The organism is Rothia sp. HC945 (assembly GCF_051370785.1).
Classification (GTDB): Bacteria; Actinomycetota; Actinomycetes; order Actinomycetales; family Micrococcaceae; genus Rothia.
In genome coordinates this window covers 1181896-1205202 of record NZ_JBFCSN010000001.1, presented here as the reverse complement: position 1 = coordinate 1205202, position 23307 = coordinate 1181896, and the positions used below count along the sequence as shown (strand labels likewise).

General features: G+C 64.8%; 23 protein-coding genes. 9 read left to right on the top strand and 14 right to left on the bottom strand.

Annotated elements, in window-relative coordinates; all coding sequences use genetic code 11:
- Positions 1-22: 22 nt before the first annotated feature.
- From AB0Y14_RS05300 to AB0Y14_RS05280, 5 genes are all read right to left on the bottom strand, one after another.
- Positions 23-310, bottom strand: a complete 288-nt coding sequence (locus AB0Y14_RS05300) for an FmdB family zinc ribbon protein (RefSeq protein WP_436588158.1) — start codon at positions 308-310, stop codon at positions 23-25.
- 91 nt (positions 311-401) lie between these two features.
- On the bottom strand, positions 402-1283 hold the full coding sequence (locus AB0Y14_RS05295) for an aminotransferase class IV (RefSeq protein WP_436588157.1): 882 nt from the start codon (positions 1281-1283) through the stop codon (positions 402-404).
- 46 nt (positions 1284-1329) lie between these two features.
- A complete protein-coding gene (locus AB0Y14_RS05290) occupies positions 1330-2583 on the bottom strand; it encodes a multidrug effflux MFS transporter (RefSeq protein WP_436588156.1) in 1254 nt (417 codons plus the stop codon).
- 18 nt (positions 2584-2601) lie between these two features.
- A complete protein-coding gene (locus AB0Y14_RS05285; protein ID WP_436588155.1) occupies positions 2602-3204 on the bottom strand; it encodes a hypothetical protein in 603 nt (200 codons plus the stop codon).
- Positions 3201-3707, bottom strand: coding sequence for a low molecular weight protein-tyrosine-phosphatase (locus AB0Y14_RS05280; RefSeq protein WP_436588154.1), 507 nt, complete (start codon positions 3705-3707; stop codon positions 3201-3203). Before AB0Y14_RS05280 ends, AB0Y14_RS05285 begins: the two co-directional genes overlap by 4 nt.
- 131 nt (positions 3708-3838) lie before the next feature.
- Between AB0Y14_RS05280 and AB0Y14_RS05275 the strand changes: the two genes are divergently transcribed.
- The 5 genes from AB0Y14_RS05275 (at position 3839) to AB0Y14_RS05255 (ending at position 8838) form a co-directional block, all read left to right on the top strand.
- Positions 3839-4435: a hypothetical protein gene (locus tag AB0Y14_RS05275; protein ID WP_436588153.1), complete on the top strand. Its 597-nt coding sequence runs from the start codon at positions 3839-3841 to the stop codon at positions 4433-4435.
- A gap of 217 nt (positions 4436-4652) precedes the next feature.
- Complete coding sequence (gene dnaK, locus AB0Y14_RS05270; protein ID WP_436588152.1) at positions 4653-6512, top strand: molecular chaperone DnaK; 1860 nt, start codon at positions 4653-4655, stop codon at positions 6510-6512.
- Entirely contained in the window at positions 6512-7135 is a 624-nt protein-coding gene (locus AB0Y14_RS05265; RefSeq protein WP_436588151.1) for a nucleotide exchange factor GrpE, read from the top strand. The genes dnaK and AB0Y14_RS05265 overlap by 1 nt, the downstream gene beginning before the upstream one ends.
- A 194-nt stretch (positions 7136-7329) precedes the next feature.
- A complete protein-coding gene (locus AB0Y14_RS05260; protein WP_436588150.1) occupies positions 7330-8355 on the top strand; it encodes a DnaJ C-terminal domain-containing protein in 1026 nt (341 codons plus the stop codon).
- Positions 8356-8358: 3 nt separating this feature from the next.
- Positions 8359-8838, top strand: a complete 480-nt coding sequence (locus AB0Y14_RS05255) for a heat shock protein transcriptional repressor HspR (RefSeq protein WP_436588149.1) — start codon at positions 8359-8361, stop codon at positions 8836-8838.
- Here the strand turns inward: AB0Y14_RS05255 and trmB are convergent, their stop codons facing one another.
- From trmB to AB0Y14_RS05235, 4 genes are all read right to left on the bottom strand, one after another.
- Positions 8839-9588, bottom strand: coding sequence for a tRNA (guanosine(46)-N7)-methyltransferase TrmB (gene trmB, locus AB0Y14_RS05250; protein ID WP_436588148.1), 750 nt, complete (start codon positions 9586-9588; stop codon positions 8839-8841). It abuts the gene before it with no gap.
- 124 nt (positions 9589-9712) lie between these two features.
- Complete coding sequence (locus AB0Y14_RS05245; RefSeq protein ID WP_436588147.1) at positions 9713-11251, bottom strand: alanine/glycine:cation symporter family protein; 1539 nt, start codon at positions 11249-11251, stop codon at positions 9713-9715.
- A 213-nt stretch (positions 11252-11464) separates the two neighbouring features.
- Positions 11465-11893 (bottom strand): hypothetical protein, encoded by a 429-nt coding sequence (locus AB0Y14_RS05240; protein WP_436588146.1) that lies wholly within the window; start codon positions 11891-11893, stop codon positions 11465-11467.
- A gap of 133 nt (positions 11894-12026) precedes the next feature.
- The gene (locus AB0Y14_RS05235) at positions 12027-12692 is read right to left on the bottom strand and encodes an HAD family hydrolase (RefSeq protein WP_436588145.1); all 666 of its coding nucleotides are present in this window, start codon (positions 12690-12692) and stop codon (positions 12027-12029) included.
- A 99-nt stretch (positions 12693-12791) separates the two neighbouring features.
- Here AB0Y14_RS05235 and AB0Y14_RS05230 point away from each other — a divergent pair, with 99 nt between their 5' ends.
- The 4 genes from AB0Y14_RS05230 (at position 12792) to AB0Y14_RS05215 (ending at position 17516) form a co-directional block, all read left to right on the top strand.
- On the top strand, positions 12792-13376 hold the full coding sequence (locus tag AB0Y14_RS05230; RefSeq protein ID WP_436588144.1) for a hypothetical protein: 585 nt from the start codon (positions 12792-12794) through the stop codon (positions 13374-13376).
- 163 nt (positions 13377-13539) lie between these two features.
- Positions 13540-16137: an ATP-dependent chaperone ClpB gene (gene clpB, locus AB0Y14_RS05225; RefSeq protein ID WP_436588143.1), complete on the top strand. Its 2598-nt coding sequence runs from the start codon at positions 13540-13542 to the stop codon at positions 16135-16137.
- An 8-nt stretch (positions 16138-16145) separates the two neighbouring features.
- Positions 16146-17138: a Sir2 family NAD-dependent protein deacetylase gene (locus AB0Y14_RS05220; protein WP_436588142.1), complete on the top strand. Its 993-nt coding sequence runs from the start codon at positions 16146-16148 to the stop codon at positions 17136-17138.
- Positions 17139-17312: 174 nt separating this feature from the next.
- The gene (locus AB0Y14_RS05215; protein ID WP_436588141.1) at positions 17313-17516 is read left to right on the top strand and encodes a DUF3073 domain-containing protein; all 204 of its coding nucleotides are present in this window, start codon (positions 17313-17315) and stop codon (positions 17514-17516) included.
- Between the two features lie 1042 nt (positions 17517-18558).
- On the opposite strand, the gene purM is transcribed toward AB0Y14_RS05215, so the two are convergent.
- The 5 genes from purM to AB0Y14_RS05190 all read right to left on the bottom strand — a co-directional run bounded on the left by purM (position 18559) and on the right by AB0Y14_RS05190 (position 23301).
- A complete protein-coding gene (purM, locus tag AB0Y14_RS05210; RefSeq protein ID WP_436588140.1) occupies positions 18559-19710 on the bottom strand; it encodes a phosphoribosylformylglycinamidine cyclo-ligase in 1152 nt (383 codons plus the stop codon).
- 30 nt (positions 19711-19740) lie between these two features.
- Positions 19741-21384 (bottom strand): amidophosphoribosyltransferase, encoded by a 1644-nt coding sequence (purF, locus tag AB0Y14_RS05205; protein WP_436588139.1) that lies wholly within the window; start codon positions 21382-21384, stop codon positions 19741-19743.
- Positions 21385-21494: 110 nt separating this feature from the next.
- Entirely contained in the window at positions 21495-21896 is a 402-nt protein-coding gene (locus AB0Y14_RS05200; protein WP_436588138.1) for a hypothetical protein, read from the bottom strand.
- Between the two features lie 9 nt (positions 21897-21905).
- Entirely contained in the window at positions 21906-22304 is a 399-nt protein-coding gene (locus AB0Y14_RS05195) for a sterol carrier family protein (RefSeq protein WP_436588137.1), read from the bottom strand.
- Position 22305: 1 nt separating this feature from the next.
- On the bottom strand, positions 22306-23301 hold the full coding sequence (locus tag AB0Y14_RS05190) for an asparaginase (protein ID WP_436588136.1): 996 nt from the start codon (positions 23299-23301) through the stop codon (positions 22306-22308).
- Between the last annotated feature and the right edge of the window lie 6 nt (positions 23302-23307).

Below are 23307 nucleotides of genomic sequence, written 5' to 3'. Positions count from 1 at the left end.
GGCCCGCGCCTTCCGCGAGAGGTCAGGGTCGCGGAAGGTTGAGGTGCCGTGGGTCCTGGGTTGTCCTTGGCTGAGAGCCGCCGGGATGGTTGGGGACGCGCGTGACGATCTCAGGCTCGTGCGCGGAGCGCTCGGCGTCCCCGATGGCCTTCGCGCGGTCGGAGGCGAGGGCGGACAGCCCGATGGGGGAGAAGACCCGTACTGCCGTCTCGGAGCAGTTGCGGCACGTCCTCGATCCGGGAACCTCCGACATGCGATGCATGGCTTCGAAGACTCCACAGTGCGGGCATCGGAATTCGTACAGGGGCATTCGCACCTCAAGAATGATGAGTGATATCAAGCACTTCGTGCTTCGAGATTACGCCCGGCGCCATGTCCGGTCAACGACGGAGCCGTGAGGTTCAGCGGGAGCGCAGGAAACCCATGAGTGTCTCGGTGATGTCGGGGCTCGTGGCGAGCGCCTGGTTGTTGAGATGAGTGACCGGGGCAAGCAATCGGACCGAGGAAGTCAGCCAGACGCCGTCGGACTCCATGAGGTCTTTCGGATAGAGCGGACCGAACCCCACGTCCCACCCCGAGTCTCTGGCACCTTCGAAGAGCGCCCCTTGCGTGGTGCCGGGAAGGATCCCGTGATTCGGCTCCGGGGTGAACAGCGTCAGCCTGCCCTGGTCTCTCCTCGCGACCACGACCGAGCTCGTCGCCCCCTCGAGGATCCGCCGGTCCGACGCCGTGAAGATCGCTTCCTGCGCACCGAGTGATTTCACGTGTCTCAGTACGGCCATGTTGACCGCGTAGGAGAGGGTTTTGGCTCCCGCCAGGAGCCAGGGGTACGACGTGTCCTCGGCGGGGTCATGGCCTCGCGGAAGCAGCATCGCTCTGACCCCGTTCTCCCGCTGCTCGATCGTTGAGGCCGGTACCCCGCTGACGATCACGAGTCCGTAGGGACCTTCATCCGACGTGCCCCGGCTGATGAGGAGTTTTACCGTATGTTCGACGCCGAGTTCCGTCCTGGTGCCCGGCCCTGCGGATTCCAGGGCGAGGGCCGTGGCCTGCCGCCACGCGGCGTCGTCCGGGTCGGATATTTTCAGGAGCCTGGCGGAATTGGCCAGCCGAGTGAGGTGGAGGTCGAATTTCCGCACCTGCGAGTCCACGGCGAGCATGGTCTCGAAGACTCCGTCTCCCCGCGTGTAGCCTTCGTCGTCGATCCTGATCAGCGGCGCCGAGGCGTCGAGGAGGGTTCCCGTGGGGAAATTGTGGTCAATGCGTACAACCGTGGGTGCCATGCGTCTCATTAAACGTCATCTTCGCCGGTCGCACGAGGGGCGCAGATCATGTCCGTGGTTCGAAAACCCGGGAAGCGAGGAGAAAGAGGATGAGGGCGACGCCGCTGCACCCGACCATCATCCCGGCCATGGGCAACACGGCGTGTTCGCCGGCGGAGCTCACGAGCGGTGACACGAGGCCCCCCATCAGGGCTTGCAGGCCGCCGAGCAGCGCGGAACTCGCGCCCGCGTATTCGCGGCCTTGTTGCAGTGCCAACGAGGTCGCATTGCCGAAAACAAGGCCCTGGGCGGCGGCGGTGGCGAAGAGGCAGAGGAGCGTGAGCACCAGGGACAATCCGAAGCACGCGAGGGCCAAGAACACGAGCGTGGCCGCATTCGATACCAGAATTCCGGCCAAGCCGATGCCCTGAGGCCGGTATTTCCGGAGCAGGACATTGGACACCCAGGAGAACGCCAGGATCCCGAAGGAGTTGACCGCGAAGACCAACGCGTACTCCGTCGCGGACATGCCCAGGTTGTTCTGCAGCACGTAGGTAGACCCTGAAATGTAGGAGAACAGGGTTCCGAACGAGAAGACGAAGGCGAGCATGTACGTGACGTATGCAGGGCGCCGGAGTATCCGGGCGATCCCGTGGCCGGAGGCCCTGAGGCCGCCGCCGTGACGACGTTCCCGCGGCAGGGATTCGGGAAAGAGGAAGAGAACCCCCAGGGCCATGGCAAGCGTCATGGCGGTGAGAACCCAGAACACCGTCCGCCACGGCGCGAACCCGAGGATGATGCCACCGAGGGTCGGGGCCAGGACGGGCGAGATGCCGTTGACCATCATCATGAAGTTCATGTATCTGGTCGTCTGGTGCCCCTCGGTCAGATCCGTGACGGCGGACCTGGCCAGGACCACTCCGGCCGCCCCGGAGAAACCCATGAGGAACCGTAGGGCGATGAGCAGGTGCACCGTCGGGGCGACGGCGCACCCCGCCGTGGCCAGGACGCAGACCAGCGAGCAGACAACGAGGGGAAGGCGTCGTCCCCACTGGTCCGAGAGGGGCCCGACGACGATCTGCCCGATTGCGAGCCCCGCCATGAAGGCCGAGAGGGTGAGTTGGACTTGCGACGCCGTCGTCCCGAGGTCGTGAGTCATCTGTGGGAAAGCCGCCAGGTACATGTCGGTGCCCAAGGGGGCTATGCCGGTCAGGGTCCCCAACAGGATGACAAGGGGCACCGATATGCGCGAAGCGGCGGAGTGCAAGTTGACCTCAGGATTCTCGACGACGGGTGATGCAGGGGCGTGCAGGAGGGACAAGAGTGGGACCTCCGCAGGTTACCGCGCGAAGAGTCTTTCCTCCTGCTCGGCCCAGACCTGCCAGTAGGGCCGGTAGAGATCTCCGTCCCGGGTCAGTGCCCGGTACCTGCGGATGGTTGATTCCAGGTGGAGCCAGATGCCGAAATGGGGCCGAACTTCCTGGTGGCCGGGGGCGATGGCCCCGACGCCCTCGGCGATGATGACGTTCGCGCCCGCGCTCAGCGTCCGTCCCCTCGGTTCCCGTCGGTTTCTGGCCCAGTCCCAGGCGTGCCACGTGGCGTCCTCATTGCGCAGAACCCGCCCGAGGATCGCGGCGTATTCGTCCACTCCGGATTCCAGACCTTCCCACCCCGGGTAGAGATCCTCGAGGCGGAACAGCTCGGCCGCGTCCTTGCCCTCCTCCGAGGTGATGCGCTCCAAGAGCCGGGTGGCAAGGCTCGACTTGCCCGCGCCCGAGCGACCGTCGATGGCTATGACGAAGGGCTCGGGCCCCGCGGCCAGGGATCGAGCCAGCCCGATGGCCCGCCACAGGTCGTCCTCGCGCCGGGTATCGATGGTATGGGAGGGCATGACCCAAATGGGCTGGTGCGCGAGCGCTGAGCTCCTGGCTGCTGCCGTCACGGTTCCTCGCGCCGAGATCCCGTGTGCCGAGAGACGTCCTCGATCACGCCCTGGACCGAGTCCTCGATCATGCCGAAGGTTCGGTCGAAATCCGACGCGTCTCCGTACCAGGGGTCGTAGATCCCGATGTCCTCGAGCGCTTCTCCCGCCGCGGAGGGATCGTACTCGCGCATCAGGTGGATCTTGTCTGCCTGATTCTCGTTCGCGGCCATGGTTCTGAGAGCGCGATAGTGGGGCACGTCGAGTGCGAGAACCAGATCGTTGTTCTCGAGATCTTCCCTGGTGACCTGCCGGGCGCGGTGACCGCTGGTGTCGATCCCCAGCCTGTCCATGACTTTCCGGGCCCGTGGATCGATGGGGTTGCCCTGCTCCTCGTCGCTGACTCCGGCGGAGGTGACGACGACGTCGTCCAGGTCGGCCTCGCGGGCGGCCTCACGGACGAGGTATTCGGCCATGGGGGAACGGCAGATGTTTCCTGTGCAAACGGTCACGATGCGATACATGCCGTCCACGTTACCGGGCCGACGCCCCCGTGGGGAGCTGTGGGAGGCGCCCGGGTGAACGTACCCTGGAACGTAGACCTGCTGTCGAGACCCGAGCACCCGAAAGTGCAGAATCAGGGAAGGCGAATCCCATGAGCCATAGTCCTGCCCCGGAGCCGAATGGGGCGCGTCCTGGAGACGCCCGCGGAGACCTGCACCTTGGGCGCCAGGTCTATGGCGAGGGGGCGCGCAAACCTCGCACCGGCCTGATCGTGACCCTCTCGATCGGTGGTGCAGTGCTCCTGGCGCTGGTGATCGCTGGGGCATTCGTCGTCACCGGACTGCTGAGCGGTGGCAAGGTCGACGACGCGGCAGACTTCCGTGCCAAGGTCAAGCAGGTGGGCGAGGAGCACGACGCCGAGCAGTGCAGCGATGTCGACGACACGGTCCTTGCCTCCTCTTTCTCGTCCGCGGCTTTTCCCGAGGATACCGAGATCTATCTCTGCTCGGACGTTGATCTGACCGATCCTGCGGCGGTCTCTTCCGCGGACGAGGACACGAAGCTCCTGGTGGGCGCGTACTCCCGAGAGGAGTCCGACATGAAATCGCCCATGAGTCAGACGGTGGACACGGTGTCAGCGGATGGTCAGAGCCAATCCTGGGCCCTGGAATCGAATCATTGGGCCGTGGTCGGAAACGTCGGCACCTCCCGCGAGGCCAAGAAGGCCTTGGGAGGAGACGCCTGGTAATCCCGCTGACGAGGGATCTTGGGCCGAGCTGCCGATAGAAAGTTGAGTTTGGTTCACTCAACTCTCTTGACATATGTCCTGGCTGTGGCAGACTTGAGTCAGGACAACTCAAGAAGTGAGACCTCCGGGTGTGCAAGATGGAGTGCCCACGCCGCAGATCCTCGCGGTGAGGACCCGAATGCGCCCCGGTTTTCGGACAAATTAAGGAGAACCCCGTATGTCACGTGCAGTAGGCATTGACCTCGGCACCACCAACTCTGTGGTTGCCGTTCTCGAAGGCGGCGAGCCCGTCGTCATCGCGAACGCCGAAGGCGCTCGCACCACTCCCTCCGTCGTCGCTTTCGGCAAGGACGGCGAAACCCTGGTCGGTGACATTGCCAAGCGCCAGGCCGTTACCAACGTGGATCGCACGATCGCATCGGTCAAGCGCCACATGGGCACCGACTGGAATACCGAGATTGACGGCAAGAAGTACACGCCGCAGGAGATCTCGGCCCGTACCCTGCAGAAGCTCAAGGGCGACGCCGAAGCCTTCCTGAACGACACGGTGACCGACGCCGTCATCACCGTCCCCGCGTACTTCAACGATGCCGAGCGCCAGGCGACCAAGGAAGCCGGAGAGATCGCCGGCCTCAACGTGCTGCGCATTGTCAACGAGCCCACCGCGGCAGCCTTGGCCTACGGCCTGGACAAGGGCAACGAGGACGAGCACATTCTGGTCTTCGACCTCGGTGGCGGTACCTTCGACGTCTCCCTGCTGGAAGTCGGCAAGGACGAGGACGGCTTCTCGACCATTCAGGTCCGTGCCACCTCCGGCGACAACCGCCTCGGCGGCGACGACTGGGACCAGCGCGTCGTGGACTGGCTGCTCGAGCAGGTCAAGTCCAAGACCGGTGCCGACCTCTCCAAGGACAAGATCGCTCTCCAGCGTCTGCGCGAGTCGGCCGAGCAGGCCAAGAAGGAACTCTCCTCGGCTACCTCGACCAACATTTCCCTGCAGTACCTGTCGGTGACCCAGGACGGCCCGGTCCACCTGGACGAAAAGCTCTCCCGCGCGAAGTTCCAGGATCTGACGCAGGATCTTCTGGATCGCGTGAAGAAGCCCTTCAACGACGTCATCAAGGAAGCCGGCATCAAGGTCAGCGACATCGCGCACATCGTGCTCGTCGGTGGTTCGACTCGCATGCCGGCCGTCGTCGAAGAGGTCAAGAACCTCGCCGGTGGTCAGGAGCCCAACAAGGGCGTCAACCCGGACGAGGTCGTCGCCATGGGTGCGGCCTTGCAGGCCGGCGTCCTCAAGGGCGATCGCAAGGACGTCCTTCTGATCGACGTGACCCCGCTGTCGCTGGGTATTGAGACCAAGGGTGGCGTGATGACCAAGCTCATCGAGCGCAACACCGCGATCCCGACCCGTCGGTCCGAGACCTTCACGACCGCGGAGGACAACCAGCCCTCCGTGTCGATCCAGGTCTTCCAGGGCGAGCGCGAATTCACCCGCGACAACAAGTCGCTCGGCACCTTCGAGCTCACCGGTATCGCACCGGCTCCCCGCGGAGTGCCCCAGGTCGAGGTGACGTTCGACATCGACGCCAACGGCATCGTGAACGTTTCCGCGAAGGACAAGGGCACCGGTACGGAGCAGTCGATGACCATTACCGGCGGTACCTCGCTGTCCCAGGACGACATCGACCGCATGGTCAAGGACGCCGAGGCCAACGCCGAGTCGGACAAGGCTCGCCGTGAGGCCGCGGACCTGCGCAACAACGCGGAGTCCAGCGCCTACCAGATCGAGAAGCTGCTCAAGGACAACGACGACAAGGTCTCCGAGGACATCAAGACCGAGGTCCAGGGCGACGTTGACGAGGTCAAGAAGGCTCTCGAGGGCGATGACGACGACGCGGTGAAGTCCGCGTACGAGAAGCTTCAGGCTTCCCAGACCAAGCTCGGCGAGGCGATCTACTCGCAGGCGCAGGCCGGGGCCGACACGGAGGACACCTCCGAGGCCAACGCCGATGCCAATGAGGAAGACGTCGTCGACGCCGAGGTCGTAGACGATGAGGATGAGAAGAAGAACTGATGACTGAGCCGAACAACACCAATAACCCTGAAGGGAACGACCCGCTGGAGGACGCCTTCAACGCTCCCGACGCGGAAGGAGCTCCCCAGGCGGAAGACGCCGAGGGTGTAGGTGCTGAGGCCGACGGTCAGGGTGGGTCCGCGGCGGAAGCCGCCGCGGACCCCTCCGAGGGGGAGCCCATCGAGGACCCCACCACGGAGGCCGAGAAGCTCGCCAACGAGCGACTCGAGGACCTTCGCCGCCTCCAGGCAGAGTTCATGAACTTCAAGAACCGGTCCCAGAAGGAACGGGACCAGCTTCGGGAGTTCGTTGTCGCCGACGTGGTCAGCTCGTTGTTGCCCGTGATCGATGACATCGACGCTGCCCGCAAGGCGGGTGACCTCGACGACGGGCCGTTCGCCGCCATCGCCACCAAGTTCGAGGACGCGCTGACCAAGCACGGCCTGGAGCGGTACGGCGATACCGGCGACCAGTTCGACCCCAAGGTCCATGAGGCCGTGATGCAGCAGCCGACCAGTGAGGTCGAGCCGGACCAGGTGTCCATGGTGTTCCGCAGCGGATACCGGGTTCAGGACCGGGTGTTGCGTCCAGCCCAGGTGGCCGTGGCCGTTGCCGAGGACTGATCAAGGAAATTGAGGGCGGCTTGGGGAAACCTGGCCCTGCCCAGCGCGATGACGACGCCGGGACGACGCTCCTCCGCTCCAGCGGTGGGGGAGCGGCCCGGCGTCGTTCGTTCCTGAAGCCAATCCCGTGGAGAGCGGGAACAACGACGAAAGCCACGACGAAGACATACCCAACGCTTTGAAAGGAGGCGTCAATGGCTAGCGAGAATTGGTTGGAGAAAGACTTCTACAAGGTTCTGGGCGTCTCCAAGGACGCCAGCGAGGCCGATATCAAGAAGGCCTACCGAAAGCTGGCACGGAAGTACCACCCGGACCAGAACCCCGGGGACGAGGCCGCAGAGAAGAAGTTCAAAGAGGTCTCGGAGGCCAATACTGTTCTCGCCGACCCGGAACAACGGAAGCAGTACGATGCAATCCGTGCCATGGGATCGGGTGCCCGGTTCAGCGCCGGTGCGGGCGGCCCGGGTGGGCCGGGAGGCGCCGGCGGCGCTGGGGGCTTCGAGGACATGTTCGGTGACATGTTCGGCGGTCGCACCAGGACCACGTACGGAGGCAACCCGTACGGGGGCGGACCCCGCATGCAGTACGGCTCATCCGGCGGGGATCCTTTCGCGGACCTGTTCGGCGGGGGCGGCTTCGGAGGCCAGAACCCGTTCGGCGCCCAGCAACAGCCTCGCAACCCGGATGTCGAGGCGAGCGTGACGATCGATTTCGGCCAGTCCTTGGAAGGGGCCAAGGTCAAGGTCAATCGGCCCGACCAGCGAAGTACCACGATCCGACTTCCGGAAGGTGTTCGGGACGGCCAGAAGGTCCGGCTCCGGGGCAAGGGCAGCATCGGCCCCGGCGGGAAATCGGACCTGATCGTGACCGTCCACGTGAGGCCGCACGAAGTCTACGAGAGGGACGGCGACAATCTCACGATTCGTGTCCCCGTCACCTACGAGGAAGCTGCCCTCGGAACCGTCCTGGCTGTGCCCACGACCGATGGTTCGGTGGTACGTTTGCGTCTCAAAGCGGGTCAGGAACCGGGAACCAGGATGCGAGTCAAAGGCCGAGGCGTGAAGACCAAGAAGCATGCAGGAGATCTCTACGTGATTCCGGAGATCCAGGTACCTCAGGACCTGTCCGCCGAGGCGGAGGATGCCCTGAAGAAATTCACAGAGCTGGCCTCCCAAGGAGATCCGCGGGAGGGTCTGGCAGAGAAGGCAAAGGTCGTGTAATCCATGCAATTCAGCGACGTGAACCAGCCGCTCTTCGTGATTTCGGTGGCAGCCGAGCTCGCGGAGATGCACCCCCAGACGCTCAGGCAGTATGACCGGCTCGGACTGGTGACACCGTCGCGATTGCCCGGACGGGCCCGTCGCTACTCGCAGAAGGACGTCACACGCCTGCGACAGATCCAGCAGCTCTCGCAGGAAGGCGTGTCTCTCGAAGGCATCAAACGGGTCCTCCAGCTCGAGAACCAGGTCGATGCGTTGCAATCGCGGGTTCGTGAGCTGACCGATGAATTGCAGGAAGCCCGGGACCGTCTCGAGGAGTCCTCCCGTGTTTTTGCCGCGACCATCGGTGGCGACGTCGTGAAATTGGGCCGGGGGCAGAGGCCCAGTCGTCAGCCGCAGGGCAAGGCGCTGGTCATCAGCAGGCCCCAGTTGCCCGCGCGCGCCAATCCACCGGCCGGCGGGGGAGCTGGTCGGTGGAACTGATCAGCGGCGTCGAAAGGCGAGGTCGTGCGCGCGGCGCCCGGCCTCGCCGGCCTTTCTCTCGAAGCTCGTGAGGATACGGCCTTCCCACCTCGGGGCCCAACCGCCCTGCGGATCCTCCTCGGTGGCGCCTTCTCCGGGATGAAGATTCTCGAAGTCGGGCGCCGATTCCATGACCTCACGCATGACCAGGGCGTATTCCTCCCAGTCGGTGGCCAGCCGCCAAATACCTCCAGGCTTGAGCACGCGGGCGGCCTTCTCTGCGAACCCTGGCGAGACCAACCGTCGCTTGTGATGCCTTGACTTGTGCCAGGGGTCGGGGAAGAAAACCCAGAGCTCGTCCACGGACGCCGGTGTCAGCAGATTGTCCAGCACCTCGGGGGCATTGGCCTGGACGCACCGCACATTGGTGACTTCGGCCTGGCCCATCTTGAGCAGCAGGTCCGCGATGCCGGGTTTGTAGACCTCCACGGCAAGGTAATTGTTCTCGGGATGTTCTGCCGCGGCGTGGACGATGGCCTCTCCCAGTCCGGAACCGATCTCCACGACGAGCGGGGCCTGTCTCCCGTACACCGCCTCGGGGTCGAACTCAGCGGTCTCCGCGACCGACGTGTCCGTGACCTCGCGGGGGACATCGATCACGTGCGTCGGGGCGTACGTGTCCCAAGCTTTCTGGCGCCTGGCGGTGAGCCGGTCGCCGCGACGAACGAACGAATACGGTTGTCGATGGAACTTCTGGGGTACGTCGCTCAAGGATGCTCCGGTGATCTGTGAAAGCGTCTGGGTGGCGAACCAGGACGGGGCGAGACACCCCCACTGGGCACTGGGGCGGCTCCGCCGGAGGTCTGGTTGCCGGAACAGCTTATCGCACGGCGGGTCAGTGCCCCGGGGTGCCGGCCCTCACCTTGTTGGGGTCGTCCGGCCACTGCGGGTCACCTGATTCCTCGACGGCCTCGAGCGCCGGGTGATCGCTCGACAGGTCGACCTGATGGTCGATCTGAGCGTCGAGGGCTCCGGGATGTGACCCCATGAACCGGTCGATCTCCTCGGTCGTGGCGTCGAAGGATGGGTCCTCTCTCAAATATCGACGCGTTTCCCTCACCACGAAACCTGACAGGATGAGCAGCCCGATCAAATTGGGGATCGCCATGATGCCGTTCATGACGTCCGAGAACTGCCACACGAGGGTCAGGGGCGCGACCGCACCCATGCCGCAGGCCACCGCGAATACGGCGCGATACGTCGTGATGCCGAAGGTTCCGCCGCCGAGCCTCTCGATGCACCGTTCGCCGTAGTAGGCCCAGCCCAGAACGGTGGAATATCCGAGAAGCACCAGGCAGATCGTTACGACGATGCCGCCCCAGTTCCCTGGCAGCCCGGTCGCGAACGCATGAGAGGTCATGACGTCCGGGTCGTCCTTCTCCCAGACTCCGGTCGTGATGATCACGAATCCGGTGATCGAGATGACCACCAGGGTGTCCACGAATGTTTGGGTCATGGAAACAAGCCCCTGGCGGACTGGGTGCGACGTCTGGGCGATCGACGACGGGATGGACGCCGTCCCCATTCCCGACTCGTTGGAGAACAGAGACCGGGACACACCGATCTGGACCGTCATGAGCAGCGAGCCCACGAGTCCGCCGCCGGCGCCGTGCGGGGTCAGGGCGTTGCCGAAGATCAGGGAGATCGCGTGCGGCAACGATTCGTAGTTGACCCCGATGATGTACAGGCCCCCGAACACGTACAGCCCGATCATGAGCGGCACACAGAAGACCGTGATTTTTGAGATGGACTTGATGCCGCCGAGCAGTGCGATCAGGGTCATCACGCCAATGACGACGGCGGTAACCCACGGCGCCACCGAGAAGGTGTTCTCCAAGTTCGCCGAAATCGCATTCGACTGGGTCATATTGCCGACTCCGAATGTGGCGACGACCGCGCAGGCGGCGAAGGTCACGGACAGGAGCCACCCGAATCTGTTCGGAATGCCCCGAATGAGGTAGACCTGGGGCCCGCCCGTCAACTCACCCTTCTTGTCCCGGGTCCGGAAACGGACGCCGAGAAAGCATTCGCTGTACTTCGACGCCATCCCGACCAAGGCGGTGACCCACATCCACAACAGGGAGCCGGGGCCGCCCATGTGAATCGACAGGGCGACGCCGACGATGTTTCCGGTCCCGACCGTCGCGCCCAGGGCGGTCGACATCGCCTGGTAGGAAGAGATCTCTCCCTTTTCCCCGGTTTGGCGGCTGCGGCGTCCGAAGGCCAAGGACATGGCCTTGCCGAAGTACCGGAATTGGATGCCCGACAACCGGAAGGTCAGGAACAGGCCGGTTCCGAGAAGGAGCGGCAGCAACAGCCACGGGCCCCAGACGAAACTGTCTGCCGTGTCGATGATGGAACTGATGTGCTCCACTGGAATTCCTCGTTCCCCGCAACGTATTTAATATCGCCGCTGGTCAGCGGCCCTTTCCGGATCCAGAAAAGTCTACTGAGAGTAGCAATATTTACTGGCCCGTTCCGCCGAGCCGCGGCTCGGCGGGTCCTGGCGGCAACGAAAACGCCGCTCGCGGAACCACCGCACCTGGTGCGGGGGCGCGCGAGCGGCGTCGTCGGCGTGGGTCGAAGACTACTTCTTCTTGTTCTTCTTCTTGCCCTTGCTCTGGAGGATCAGAGCGAGAGTGATGGCCGCGATCCACGAGTCCTTGGCCACGGCGGTACCGGCCTGGGACGGGCGGATGCCGTCTTCCTCGGTCATCTCGTCGGTCTTGAAGTACATGGTCAGCAGGCCGCCGGCGAACGCGCCGAGCGCGAGACCCGCAACGCGGCTGGGGACCACGGGGATGACCAGGGCGCCGCCGACGACGAACTCGGAGTAGGCGAGAGCCTTGCCGAAGGTCTCGGCGTCGAGGTCCTTGACCGCGGGGAATGCATTCGCGGCCATGGACTGCAACTGTCCGGCGGTCTGCTCGTCGAGGTTGAGCTTGCCGTAGCCCGAATTCAGGATGAAAGCACCGGGGATGGCGCGGAGGGCCAGGTTGGAGAGAGAAAAGGCCATGGTCGTTTCCTTTCGTCAAGGGTTGCAGGTCCGGTCCGACCTGGGTCGATACCCAGGCGGTCCACCTGGGCACAACCCTATACCGTGCGCCGGATGCCCGTCAGGTGCGCGTCACACTCGCAACGGGCAGGGGTCAGGACGGGCGCGCGGCGAACAGGTCTCGGAACTTCTCCAGGCTCAGTTGCTCGTGGTCCAGGTGAACGGTTCCCTGGTCGTCGTCGACCGTCTGCATACCTGGGACGACGACGGTTTTCATTCCGGCCGCCACTGCGCTCGTGACGCCGGAGGGGGAGTCCTCGACGGCAACGCACTCGGTCGGATCCACGCCGAGGCGATGTGCGGCCATCAGGTACGGCTGGGGGTCGGGCTTGGGCTCGGTGACGTCTTCGTTGCCGATCACGGTGCGGACCAGCCCTTCCGGCGCGCGGCCTGCCGTCATGGTGGCGATTTCTGCGGTCGCGTTGGTGACGATGGCCGCGGGGATGCCTCCCCGTGCCAGCTCATCGAGAACGTTCTGGACTCCGGGGAGGAACGGGACGTCCGTGCGGGAAACGAGATTCCTCGCGTCGGTGGTCAGGCGCGATAGCAGCTCCTCCCGCGACAGCGGAATGCCCAGCTCCTGGAGCCGGATGAGGGTCTCCACCATGGGGCGACCCAGGCACGCGAGCGTGTCCTCTTCGGACCACGTCAGGCCGAATTCGGCAGCAATCTCCGTTTTGGCTCGGGCCCAGAGGGGCTCCGTGTCCACCAGGGTGCCATCGTGGTCGAAAAATACTGCTGCGGGGAAGGGAATCGTCATGCTGTACACCCTACTGGGAGTCGGGAACATTGAACCCACTGGCCCCGCACGGGCGAGAGCCCGTGAGCGATTGCATGCCGGCTCTCCTACACTGGAAGGGTGAACTCCGCCGAACCCAGAACTTCCGACGACCGGACCTTCACTGCGGGGCATCTGCCCGGCAGGCGAGCGAGCGCTTGGTTGCGCGCTTCGGCGTGGCTGGGATTTCCCATGGCATGCGTGGGGGCCCTGTGGATCTGCTTCGGGCGGTCTCTCTTCGGCGCCGGCGGCTCCCTGGTCCCGACATTCCTGGTCAGTGTCGGGCCGTTGTTTCTCGTTGTCATGCTGATCGCCTCATGGAGGATGCGTAAGGATGCACGGCGGTACGAGACGAGAACGACGTCGGCGCTCCTCTCCGTGGTGCAGACGCTCACGTGGGTCCTCGCCGGCATCTTCGGTTTCCTCATCCCCGATCGCGTGGACGGGAAGACAGTCTCCGGCCTGTCCCAGGTCTTCGGACAGGATCTCGTGGGGCTCTCGGCGGGCTTCGGTAACACCTTCGCGATCCTGACGTTCGTTGGGGCGTTCGCGACGCTCATCATCGCCATTGGCCAGGAAAGGTTCAGCGATCGTAAGTCGTCCGGCCGACCGGCGACCGAGGACGAAATCCTGGATGCGCTGAACTACAACGACGGCCAGTACTGAGGGGTGCGACGTCGGATGCGTGACCTCCCCGATCACCGCCGATTCGCCGAAAAACCTGTGGAAAACTTCACCCCATGCCTATACACATAGACTTGAGCGTAGTAGACTCAAGTTAACTGCAAAAGATCGACGCAAACTTACGTACATAGCAAAGGAGCCCATCTTGGACACCAAATTCACCACCAAGAGCCAAGAGGCTCTGAACGCCGCGAACATGAACGCCCAGACCGCGGGCAATCCACACATCGAGCCGGCGCACATCCTCAAGGCGCTGCTCGATCAGCGCGAGGGCGTCGCCGTCGCGGTGCTCAAGTCTCTCGGCGTCGACATCGACTCTCTGTCCACCGAAGCCAGTACCCTCATCAAGAAGCTGCCGTCCTCCTCTGGGACGTCGGTTTCGCAGGCCCAGTTCTCTCGGCAGTCGCTCATGGTCATTCAGAATTCCCAGGAAGCCGGGACCAAGCTGGGTGATGACTACATTTCCACCGAGGTTCTGCTCCTCGGTCTGGCCGAGGCCGAGGACAGTGACGCCGCCCGAGCACTCGCATCCGCAGGGGCCACTGCGGATGCGATCGAGAAGACCCTTCCGTCCGTGCGCGGCGATCAGACTGTCTCCTCCCCGGACCCGGAAGGAACCTTCCAGTCCCTCGAGAAGTACGGGACCGACCTCACCGCCGTCGCCCGTTCCGGGAAGCTCGACCCCGTGATCGGGCGCGATTCCGAAATCCGCCGCGTGGTCCAGGTCCTGTCTCGTCGGACCAAGAACAACCCGGTCCTCATCGGGGAGCCCGGCGTGGGAAAGACCTCGGTCGTCGAGGGCCTTGCGCAAAGAATGGTCTCGGGCGACGTCCCGGAATCCCTGCGCGGCAAGACCCTGATTGCCCTCGATCTCGGATCCATGATCGCCGGCGCGAAGTACCGCGGCGAATTCGAGGAACGGCTCAAGGCCGTCTTGGACGAGATCAAGAAGTCCGAAGGTCAGATCGTCACCTTCATCGATGAGCTGCACACCCTCGTCGGCGCGGGGGCGAGCGAGGGCTCGATGGATGCGGGCAACATGCTCAAGCCGATGCTGGCGCGCGGCGAATTGCGGCTCATCGGCGCCACCACCTTGGACGAATACCGCGAGAACATCGAGAAGGACGCCGCCCTCGAACGGCGCTTCCAGCAGGTCTACGTGGGTGAACCGACGGTTGAGGACACCGTTGGGATCCTGCGCGGCCTCAAGGAACGGTACGAGGCCCACCACAAGGTTCAGATCGCCGACTCCGCGATGGTCGCGGCGGCAGCCCTGTCCAACCGGTACATCACCGGTCGCCAGCTGCCCGACAAAGCCATCGACCTCGTCGACGAAGCCGCCTCCCGTCTGCGCATGGAAATTGACTCTGCCCCCGAGGAGATCGATGAGCTCCGTCGGGTCGTCGACCGTATGACCATGGAGGAGCTGGCCCTGACGAGTGAGAAGGATCCAGCCTCGATCGAGAGGCTCGAGGCTCTTCGTTCCGACCTCGCGGACAAGCGTGAGGAACTGGCTGCACTGAACGCGCGGTGGGAGGCGGAGAAGGCCGGGCTCAACCGAGTAGGTGACATCAAGTCGCAGATCGACGAGATGCGCTCGCAGGCCGAAGTGGCTCAGCGGGACGGCAACCTGGCCGAGGCGTCCCGCCTTCTGTACGGAGAGATCCCTGCCAAGCAGCAGGAGCTGGACGCCGCACAGAAGGAAGAGAACGAGCAGACGACCAGGGAAACGATGGTCTCGGAGGAGGTCACCGCCGACGACATCGCCGAGGTCATCTCCAATTGGACCGGGATCCCGGCCGGCAGGATGCTTCAGGGCGAGTCCGAGAAGCTGCTCAACATGGAATCGGAACTCGGCAAGCGACTCATCGGGCAGAAGACCGCGGTTGGCGCCGTGGCGGACGCAGTGCGTCGCTCGCGAGCCGGGGTCGCCGACCCGGACCGCCCGATCGGCTCGTTCCTGTTCCTGGGGCCGACCGGTGTGGGGAAGACGGAGCTGGCGAAGTCCCTCGCTGAATTCCAGTTCGACGACGAGCACGCGCTCCTGCGCATCGACATGAGCGAGTACTCGGAGAAACACTCCGTGTCCCGCCTGGTCGGTGCTCCTCCCGGATACGTGGGGTACGAGGAAGGAGGCCAGCTGACCGAGGCCGTGCGGCGCCGTCCCTATTCCGTGGTCCTTCTGGACGAGGTGGAAAAGGCGCATCCTGAGGTCTTCGACATCCTGCTCCAGGTGCTCGACGACGGTCGCCTGACCGACGGCCAGGGCCGGACCGTGGACTTCCGCAACGTGATCCTGATTCTGACGTCCAACTTGGGGAGCCAGTTCCTGGTCGACCAGCAGCTGGACGACAAGGAGAAGAACGAGGCCGTGATGAACGTGGTCAACGCGTCCTTCAAGCCAGAGTTCCTGAACCGGTTGGACGAGATCATCATGTTCGACCCGCTCTCGACCGAGGACCTGTCCAAGATCGTGAACCTGCAGGTTCAGGCGATGGGCAAGCGCCTGGGGGACAAGAGGCTCTCGTTGGACGTCACCCCGGCGGCGACGGAGTGGCTCGGCATGACGGGATACGATCCCGCCTATGGTGCCCGGCCGTTGCGCCGGCTCGTCCAGAGGGAGATCGGCGACCGGCTCGCCAAGGGAATCCTCTCGGGCGACATCCACGATGGCGACGTCGTCCACGTGGACGTCAACCCGGACGTAGCGGCCGACGGGCTGACCGTCACCGCGACCCGCTAGGAACCGGTATGGAAGACAGCTCTTCAGGGTCCGGCGCGGCGCTCGGGCCGGACCCTGTGCAGGGAACCGGCTCCGGGCTCGGCGCCGGACTCGGCGATGCACACCAGGCTGCGCTGAGGTCCATCGCGAGAGTCGTGGACGAGACCGCGACGCCGACCCCACACGGCGAAGCCCGCCGGGGGATTGCGGGACTGCTGCGCCGGGGACCCGCGCTGGTCGTCACCGGTGCGGGTGTGTCCACGGGATCCGGCATTCCGGACTACCGGGGGCCGCAGGGTTCGTTGCGACGTCATCGACCGATGACCTACCAGGAGTTCCGGAACGATCGGGAGGCCTCTCATCGTTACTGGGCGAGATCCTTCGTCGGCTGGCGGCTCATGAACCGTGCAGCGCCGAACGTGGTCCACTATGCGCTGGCCGAGCTCGAGCAAGAGGGAATGGTGGGCGGCGTCGTGACGCAGAACGTTGACGGCCTCCATGCCCGGGCAGGGAGTCGGAATCTCGTGGCCCTGCACGGAGACCTCAGCTCGGTGGCATGCCTCGTGTGCGGGCACGTCGAAGACCGGACCTCATTCGACCGGAGGCTCCGGGCCGCGAATCCTGGCTACTTGGAATCGGTCAGTCTGGATCCGAGTCTGGTCAATCCGGACGGCGACGTCGAGCTCTCCTCGGAATGGGTCGATCGATTTCGAATGGTCGGTTGCACCGTGTGCGGGTCGACCCTGCTCAAGCCCGACGTCGTGTACTTCGGGGAGCCGGTGCCGGTCGAGCGGAAGGAGCGGGCGCGTTCGATGCTCGAGGACTGCGCCTCGGTGCTCGTGGCAGGGTCCTCGTTGGCCGTCATGAGCGGCCTGAGGATCATCCTCGACGGACTGCGCCAGGGGAAGCCACTCGCCGTCATCAACGGGGGACCGGGACGGGCCGATACTCGTGCCACGTATCTCTGGAGGAGCGAGGTGGAACCGGCTTTTCTCGATCTTCTCGACGAACTGGATGTGTAGGCGCCTTTCTTTGAGGGCTGAACCGTATCCCCGTGTCACGTACGTTCCTCGGTGGGCATACTACTTCCAAACCATGTACCCTTAATGCACGGAAGATTGACGGACATTCCGGGGTCGTACTGTGTGCCCATCACAGTGCCGCCAACGGAGCGAGCGATTAAAGGGGGTCACGCCATGGGGCGCGGCCGTCAGAAGGCTAAGGCAACGAGGCAGGCGCGGGAGATCAAATACTTCAGCCCGCAAACCGATTATTCGGCGCTCGAACGAGAACTCAGTGCGGCGAAGGGTCGGCGAGCCGAACGAGAAGACGTCCATCCTGAAGAGGACGAGTACTCGGACTACGCGGACGAGTACGACGATCCCGCTGGGGAGCGATAAAGCCGCTCGGCAGTGACACCTGCCGTCTTGACGTCGGAAGCGCACCGGTTGATCCATCAACCGGTGCGCTTCTGTATGTGCGCGACGTGAGCGAGGATGGTCGGTCAGGGCATCGAGTACCTCGGGGCATCGGATATCTCGGGGGCATCGGATAAAAGGGCGTGGCCGGTCGTTGCCTATCACCCGCCCCCTCGATCGGCCGTGACGCCCGCGATTGGGGCCGGGCGCCGTCGTTGCTCGTGTGCGGTTCCGCCGCGCGTGCGCGGTCTTGCCACTGCGCGGTCTTGCCCTCCCTGGCCGTCGTGCTTGTCCCCCCCCCTGGGTGGTCTTGCCCCCTGTGCATGGGGCTCTCGCCGTCTGCGTGGCGGTTACCCGATTGGGTGGCGATTGGCGTTGTTAGGTGGCGGTTCAAATGCCACCTAACGTGGGAAAACGCCTCCGAATCGGGTAAGAGCCTCCCAACTGGGGCCTGACAGCCGTGGAATTGGCCCGTTCTTGCGGGTAACCGCCACTGAACCGGGTAACCGCCTCCCAATAGGCCGTCAGGCATCCGGGGGATCGGCCCGTTCACGCCGGTAACCGCCACTGAGTCGGGTAACCGCCTCCCAACCGGGGGCCTGACAGCCGTGGAATCGGCCCGTTCACGCCGGGCAACGGCCACTGAATCGGGCAACCGCCACTGAATCGGGCAACCGCCTCCGAATCGGGCTACCGCCTCTCGACAGAGGTTCGGCCAGCCGAGGGGGCAACAACCGCGGTGAACCGTTGGTTTGCGAGAGGCGGATCGGGGGTGTGGTGGGCTGCCGGCGTCAGGCGCGCGGACCGGGTTCACGTGTCTCCGGTGCCGGAATGCCGGTGCTATCCACTCCAGCGTCGCAGGTCAGACTGGTGTCGGATAGCTGCAACGGTCGTACGAACTCCGGGAGGCGTAAGTCTGGAGCTTGCAGGCCGGGCTGGTCGCACGTTGCCCCAGGGATCCGGGCACCTGGCAGGCGCACTTGTGGCCTATAACTTCCGGGGGTGTCTCTGGGAGAGGGGTCACTCAGGCGTAGGAACCCACCATGCGCACGGCGCCGCCGTCGACTCCCTTGGCGCCCTGGACATAATCGGGGTCCTGGTCGGCGGGCGCATCGGCCCTGGCCACCGTGCCAAGAACCCACGCGTTGGAGCCGCGGTCGTTGAGATGGCGCACCGCGGCGTCGGCGACCGAAGGATCGACGATCGCGACCATGCCGACCCCCAGGTTCAGAGTGCGCTCCATATCCGCTTCCGGGACCTTGCCCAGCTCGCCGATCACACGGAAGATCGCCGGAATCTCCCAGGACGAACGGTCGATCCGGGCCTCGAGGCCCTGTGGCAGGACGCGGGCGAGGTTCGCGGCGAGGCCTCCGCCGGTGACATGAGAGAATCCACGGACACCGTGACCTTGTGCGCCGTCGTCACCGAGGACCGGGAACGTCCGGGCGAGGTCGAGGACGTCGGCTGCGTAGACGCGGGTAGGCTCCAGGAGTTCCTCGCCGAGCGTGCGCCCGAATTCCGAGACCTCACGGTCCAAGGACCAACCCGCCATGTTGATCACCTTGCGGACCAGCGAATAGCCGTTCGAGTGGATCCCGGAGGACGCCATGCCGATCACCACGTCGCCTTCGCGGACACGGTCCGGCCCCAGCAACTGGTCGGCCTCCACGATGCCGGTTGCGGCACCCGCGACGTCGTACTCGTGCTCGCCCAGCAAACCCGGGTGCTCGGCCGTTTCCCCGCCGACCAGGGCGGTCCCGGCCGCGGAGCAGGCCGAGGCGATGCCGCGGACGATGTCCGCGATCCGTTCGGGCACGACGCGCCCGCACGCGATGTAGTCGGTCATGTACAAGGGCTCGGCGCCAACGACGACGATGTCGTCCACGACCATGCCCACCAGGTCGAATCCGATGGTCTCGTGCACGTCCAGGGCCTGGGCGATGGCCACCTTTGTTCCCACACCGTCCGTCGAGGTCGCGAGGTACGGCTTCGAATAAGCAGTCAGCGCCGAGACGTCGAAGAGCCCGGCGAAACCGCCCACGCCGCCGACGACACCCTGCTTGTGCGTCTCCCGGACGGCTTCCTTCATAAGCTCGACGGCGCGATCGCCGGCCTCGACGTCGACGCCGGCACTCGCGTACGTCAGGCCCGCGGTGGTCTGGTGGGGTTGAGCCATCTCTGGTCCTTCTGGATCGGTGGTGTGCTGTTACTTGGTGCTGGACCCGCGGTCCTGCGGCAGAACCAGGGGTTCCAGGTCCGAATCCGGTCCGGGCTCGCACGAAGAGTTCTTCGCCGTCGTCGCCTCGGTCTGAGCATCGGAGGAGCTCTTCGGTGCCGACGACGCCCTCGAAGCCCGGCCCGGGCGGGAGGTCCCCGCCGAGGAGGAACGGTGGACGTCAAAGAGGTTCTTGCCGAGACGATCGGCATCCGGAAGATCGATGGGGTAATTTCCGGTGAAGCAGGCCGTGCAGAGGCGCTCCCGGGGTTGCTCGGTCGCCTCGATCATGCCGTCCTCGGAAATGTATCCGAGAGAATCGGCACCGAGCGACTGTCCGATTTCCTCGATCGACATCCCATTCGCAATCAGCTCCGCGCGAGAAGCGAAATCGATGCCGTAGAAGCAGGGCCACTTGACCGGCGGGGACGAAATCCGCACGTGGACTTCGGCGGCGCCGGCTTCCCTCAGCATCCGCACCAGTGCCCTCTGGGTGTTTCCCCGGACAATCGAATCGTCCACAACCACCAGTCTTTTTCCCTCGACGACGGTGCGCAGAGGATTCAGCTTGAGTTTGATGCCCATCTGGCGCATGGTCTGCGTCGGCTGGATAAACGTGCGGCCAACATAGGAATTCTTGACCAACCCGTTCCCGTACGGAACCCCGGATTCTTCCGCGTAGCCGATGGCCGCAGGGACCCCGGACTCGGGAGTCGGCATGACCAGATCGGCGTCGACCGCATGCTCGCGGGCCAGTTGCCGCCCCATCTCGACCCGAGACTCGTAGACAGCTCGGCCGTTGATCACCGCGTCAGGACGGGAGAGATACACGTGTTCGAAAACGCACCCGGCCGGAGTCGGTTCCGCGAAGCGGCGGGAGCGTACCCCGTCCTCGTCGATCGCGATGAATTCACCGGGCTCGACGTCGCGGACGTACGTCGCTCCAACGATATCGAGGGCGGCCGATTCCGAGGCGACGACCCAGCCCCGGTCCAACCTTCCGAGGACCAGTGGGCGGACACCATAAGCATCGCGGGCCGCGTAGAGCGTGTTCTCGTCGATCAGGGTCAGGCAGAAAGCGCCTTGGAGCGTCGGAAGCAGCTCCATTGCCGCTTCCTCGAGGGAGTCATGAGGATGCTCGGCCAGCAAAGCCGTGACCAGAGCAGTGTCGGTGGTGTTCCCCTGGGCGACTTCACCGGCCGACGGGAACCCGGACTTGTCGATCAGCCGGTCGTAGAGATCCGCCGAGTTGGTCAGGTTGCCGTTGTGGGCGAGTGAGACCGTGCCGTGAGGCGTCGATCCCAGGGTCGGTTGGGCATTCGACCAGGTGGTCGCTCCCGTGGTCGCATAGCGGCAGTGGCCAATCGCCATGTGGCCGCCCAAGGTCCCCAAAATGGTTTCGTCGAAGACCTGGGACACCAGGCCCATGTCCTTGTACACCGAGAGGCGCTCGCCGTTGCTCGTCGCGATCCCGGCCGATTCCTGGCCACGATGTTGCAGGGCATAGAGGCCGAAATAAGTGAGGGTCGCGACGTCCTCGCCCGGAGCCCAGACGCCGAAGACGCCGCATTCGTCCTGGGGGGCTCTCTCTCCGGGGTCGATATCGTGTGTGAGTTTACCGTCGGGTCGAACCACGAAAGCTACTTCCTGAATGTGCGGTCTGGAGGATCGGGCCGTTGCCGCCGGTGCGGAACAACGGGGACGAAAGCAAGTCTAGCCGCAACTGCCCAGTCCGCGGAGGCCGACTATTTTTCGACGTCATCATCGATCCGGACCGCGCGGAATCGGGTGGCCTTCTTGCGGGACCTGCGGTCGGCGATCAGGCCGACGAGGGCACCGAGGACGGCCCCGGCGGTTCCGAAGATCACCGCCATCATCCCGAAGATGGCGCCGGTCGTGTATTTCTGGTCGGCCGGACCGAGAACGGTCGAGAGGACGGCGACGATGAGGCCGATGACGAGTCCGGTGATCAGGAACGCGATGACCGAGGGAGCCCGGCGCACGACGACCTCTCGTTCGGCGGGACCGCGGTCGGTCGACTGGTCTTCTGCCGGACCGTTCTCAGGCTCGTGACGGTCTGGATCGGGGGACGTTGCGGGGACCTCGGACTCGTCGGGGCCGCCGGGCGAAGTAGGGGGTTCGGTCATGGCTCAAGGTTACCTGTTCTGGGCGGTGCGCTTCATCGACGTCCGTGTTGCAAAGAGCGGGAGAAGCACCGACAGGTCGCTCCGATTGCCGGATGCATCGACCGACCCACTCGCTCGTGCTTCCTCCCACGTCAGGCGCCCTGTGACGAGTCCGAGCCACGTCTGGGCCGTCGTCTCGACCACATTGGGCGGCGTGCCGCGCGTGTGTCGTGGCCCCTCGATCGCTTGAGTCACGCCGAAGGGCGGAACTCGGACTTCGACCGAATTGCCGGGGGCGCGATGCGCGAGTTCCTCGAGGGCATAGCGGACCGCGGTTGCCGTGGTCTTGCGGCCGGCGGCGTCCGGATCCGCCTCCCAGGACCGAAGAGCGGCGAGGCCGACATCGTCCGAAATCTTGCGCCGTGCCACGTCAGGCCTCCTCGAACGCCGATCCCAGTCGTACGCCGCCGACCGTGCGCCCTCCGCCCGTGATCGGTAGGATCACGCGCGGCAAGAGCGACTCGACGACGTCGTGCGGCACGTATCCGTTTCTGTCCAGGAGGGTCAGGGCCACCAGGGTTGCGGCCCTGAAGGAGCCGTCCAAGCACTTGACCGCTACTGCGGCTCCGTCGCGGGTTCCCACGCTCAGCACGCCTTCGGCACCGAATTTGGCGACGACGTCGAGCTCTTCCATGACCACGGTGTTCGGCTTGCCGTGGTTCTGCACCATCTCCGGGTAATCCGCCATCGCGGTGGCCACGGTCGCAAGCCGGGCGTCGGCGCCGATGTTGCGGATGCCGGCGCCCAGTTTGCCGTAGCCCGTGGCCAGCCCGTTGAGGCTGATGGTCGGCACGGGGGCCCCGCAACCGTCGACGCCGACGAGTCCCGCGGACTCGCCCGTGAGCTCCTCGACGATCTCCATGACGATCCGCTGAACGGGATGATCCGGGTCCAAATACGTCGCCGGGTCCCAGCCGTTCTCCGCCGACGCGGAGAGGAAGGCCGCGTGCTTCCCGGAACAGTTGAAAGCGATTCGTTGTTTTCCCTTGCCATGGGCCAGAAGATACGAGTGTGCCCGCTCGTCCTTGGGGTAGGCCTCCGGGCACTGCAGATCGCTCGGGGAGAGACCCGCGGCTTCGAGCATGTTCGCGACGACCTGCATCTGCTCGAAAGAGCCCTCATGGGATCCGGCCGCAATGGCTATTTCGGCACCGCGCAGGGGAGCCCCGGCCTTGAGGGATGCGATCGCTTGGAACGGTTTGAGGGTCGACCGAGGGAAGATCGGGGCCGATGTGTCGCCGAGGGAGTCGACGACTTCGCCCTCGGGCGAGACGACCGACGCGGCCCCGATGTGGCGGGACTCCACAAAACCGCTCCGTTCGATGACGGCCAACTCGACCGCGTTGTCCCAGCTGAAAGTCTGCATACGGGA

What these genes read in the sequence shown, in the direction of transcription:
- AB0Y14_RS05200 (WP_436588138.1), bottom strand. Translation starts at nt 21,896, where the DNA reads ATGACCGAACCCCCTACTTCGCCCGGCGGCCCCGACGAGTCCGAGGTC.
- dnaK (WP_436588152.1), top strand. Translation starts at nt 4,653, where the DNA reads ATGTCACGTGCAGTAGGCATTGACCTCGGCACCACCAACTCTGTGGTT.
- AB0Y14_RS05190 (WP_436588136.1), bottom strand. Translation starts at nt 23,301, where the DNA reads ATGCAGACTTTCAGCTGGGACAACGCGGTCGAGTTGGCCGTCATCGAA.
- AB0Y14_RS05235 (WP_436588145.1), bottom strand. Translation starts at nt 12,692, where the DNA reads ATGACGATTCCCTTCCCCGCAGCAGTATTTTTCGACCACGATGGCACC.
- AB0Y14_RS05215 (WP_436588141.1), top strand. Translation starts at nt 17,313, where the DNA reads ATGGGGCGCGGCCGTCAGAAGGCTAAGGCAACGAGGCAGGCGCGGGAG.
- AB0Y14_RS05220 (WP_436588142.1), top strand. Translation starts at nt 16,146, where the DNA reads ATGGAAGACAGCTCTTCAGGGTCCGGCGCGGCGCTCGGGCCGGACCCT.
- AB0Y14_RS05265 (WP_436588151.1), top strand. Translation starts at nt 6,512, where the DNA reads ATGACTGAGCCGAACAACACCAATAACCCTGAAGGGAACGACCCGCTG.
- AB0Y14_RS05240 (WP_436588146.1), bottom strand. Translation starts at nt 11,893, where the DNA reads ATGGCCTTTTCTCTCTCCAACCTGGCCCTCCGCGCCATCCCCGGTGCT.
- AB0Y14_RS05275 (WP_436588153.1), top strand. Translation starts at nt 3,839, where the DNA reads ATGAGCCATAGTCCTGCCCCGGAGCCGAATGGGGCGCGTCCTGGAGAC.
- purM (WP_436588140.1), bottom strand. Translation starts at nt 19,710, where the DNA reads ATGGCTCAACCCCACCAGACCACCGCGGGCCTGACGTACGCGAGTGCC.
- AB0Y14_RS05255 (WP_436588149.1), top strand. Translation starts at nt 8,359, where the DNA reads ATGCAATTCAGCGACGTGAACCAGCCGCTCTTCGTGATTTCGGTGGCA.
- AB0Y14_RS05280 (WP_436588154.1), bottom strand. Translation starts at nt 3,707, where the DNA reads ATGTATCGCATCGTGACCGTTTGCACAGGAAACATCTGCCGTTCCCCC.
- AB0Y14_RS05295 (WP_436588157.1), bottom strand. Translation starts at nt 1,283, where the DNA reads ATGGCACCCACGGTTGTACGCATTGACCACAATTTCCCCACGGGAACC.
- AB0Y14_RS05300 (WP_436588158.1), bottom strand. Translation starts at nt 310, where the DNA reads ATGCCCCTGTACGAATTCCGATGCCCGCACTGTGGAGTCTTCGAAGCC.
- AB0Y14_RS05260 (WP_436588150.1), top strand. Translation starts at nt 7,330, where the DNA reads ATGGCTAGCGAGAATTGGTTGGAGAAAGACTTCTACAAGGTTCTGGGC.